This window comes from Paenibacillus camerounensis, from assembly GCF_000723885.1.
Classification (GTDB): Bacteria; Bacillota; Bacilli; order Paenibacillales; family Paenibacillaceae; genus Paenibacillus_AQ; species Paenibacillus_AQ camerounensis.
This window is the reverse complement of record NZ_CCDG010000136.1, coordinates 1-1996: the sequence shown is the minus strand read 5'-3', so window position 1 is coordinate 1996 and position 1996 is coordinate 1. Positions and strand designations below refer to the sequence as shown.

The following is a 1996-nucleotide window of genomic DNA, read 5'->3' as shown; positions in this document are numbered from 1 at the left end:
ACGCCTCTAGGATCGGTGTCAGGATCACGGGTCCTGTCACTTCATTTTGCTCATAGCGGTTTTCACTGACTGCCTCAACCGCGTGAGCGATCGCTTCCACCGTATATTTGCCCATGATCTCCTTAACGGAGACGCTGTACCCTGCGCTTCTCATCTTTGATACGATGCGGATCGCTTTGATGGAGTCTCCGCCAAGTTCAAAGAAGCTATCCTCCGCCCCAACCCTTTCCACACCCAGCACCTGACTAAAGACCTGACACAGCGTTTCTTCGATTTCGTTTCTCGGCGCAACATAGTCGTGTTGGCTACTAGCTACTATCTCCGGAAGTGCTCTTCTGTCCAACTTTCCATTTGGAGTGACCGGAATACTGTCGATCTGCATCATATGAGCCGGGATCATGTATGAAGGCAATATTGTGTTAAGAGTATCCCGAATATCCGGCAAGCGGATCGGTGTATCGGATACCAGATAAGCGAAAAGGGCCATCTCTCCCGAGGTATCTTCATGTGCAAGCACAACCGCATCATGCATCAGATCAATCTTTCTGAGTGTACTTTCAATTTCACCCAGCTCAATTCGAAAGCCCCTGATCTTAACCTGCTCGTCAATTCGTCCTAAGTATTCAATGTTGCCATTAGGTAACCATCTTGCCAAATCTCCGGTACGATACAGTTTGCCGGCTCCAAACGGATTGGTGATCAACTTCTCGGCTGTTAATTCCGGCTTGTTCAAGTATCCTCTCATCAGACCATCGCCCGCGATGCAGAGCTCTCCGGGGATACCAATTCCGCAGAGTCTATTCTGATTTAGTATATAGACTTGCGTATTGGCAATCGGTTTGCCGATCGGAAGCAGCTCAAAGCACTCAGGAATTTCATAAGTTGTTGTAAATGTTGTGTTTTCTGTCGGCCCGTAACCGTTGATCAATTTAACTTGATTCTTCCGGTTTTTTAACATTCTCACGTGTTCTTCCGAGAGCCGCTCTCCACCAATCAACAATTCTTTTAGACTGTCAAACATCTCGACATCCGTCTGAATCATTAAGTTGTACAAAGAGGCTGTAATCCACATCGTGCTCACTTGATAACGAAGTATATGCTCTTTCAGACTCTTGTTGTCGGTGATTACCTCCTGAGATGCAAGCACCAAAGTCCCTCCATGAAGGAGTGATCCCCACATTTCAAACGTGGATGCGTCAAAGGACATAGATCCCGTTTGTAAGATTACTCTCTTTTCATCCAGTTCCACATAGTTAGTATTCGTGACCAATCGAATGATGCTTTTATGCTCAATCAGGCTGCCTTTCGGCTTACCGGTTGTGCCAGAAGTATAGATGCAATACGCTAAATCCCCTGATTTATTCACACTTACCGGATTATTCGTCTCACCTTCCCAAATCTTATGATCTGCAAGATCTATGACAGATAATTCCGTTTCGAGTTCTGAGCTGCAAATGAGCACCACTTTAGACTGGCAGTCCTTCAAGATATACTGAATTCGATCTTCCGGATACATCGGATCAATTGGGACATAAGCCCCTCCAGCTTTTAGAATTCCGCAAATACCGATAATCGTCTCGATTCTACGCTCAACTAAAATAGCTACAAGATCATCTGGTTTTACACCTAAATCGCGCAGTTTGCCTGCCAGCTGATTGGCCTTATGGTTGAGCTCAGCATAAGTCATTTGCTGCTCCCCAAAAGCAACTGCCGTTTTTGCAGGGAATTTCCTAACCTGCTCCTCAAACAGATCTACAACAGTCCGGTCTCGTGCATACTCAACAGCCGTATCATTGAATCCGCTGAGGATTTGGAATTTCTCCTGTTCAGTAATTATCTCAATCTCGGACAATTTCCGGTTAGGATTCTCACCGATGGCCTGCAGTACTTTTTCAATTCTGGCTAGAATGCTCTGAATTTCTTCCCTGGCATATACATTTGGATTATAAAGAAGATCAAATACCAGGCGCTCTTCATCTTGATACGCACACAATGT

1 protein-coding gene is annotated in these 1996 nt (G+C 45.4%); it reads right to left on the bottom strand.

From position 1 onward, the window contains the following. Positions 1-1996: non-ribosomal peptide synthetase (locus tag BN3772_RS30285; protein WP_157643681.1), on the bottom strand; the 1996-nt coding region annotated here is incomplete at both ends.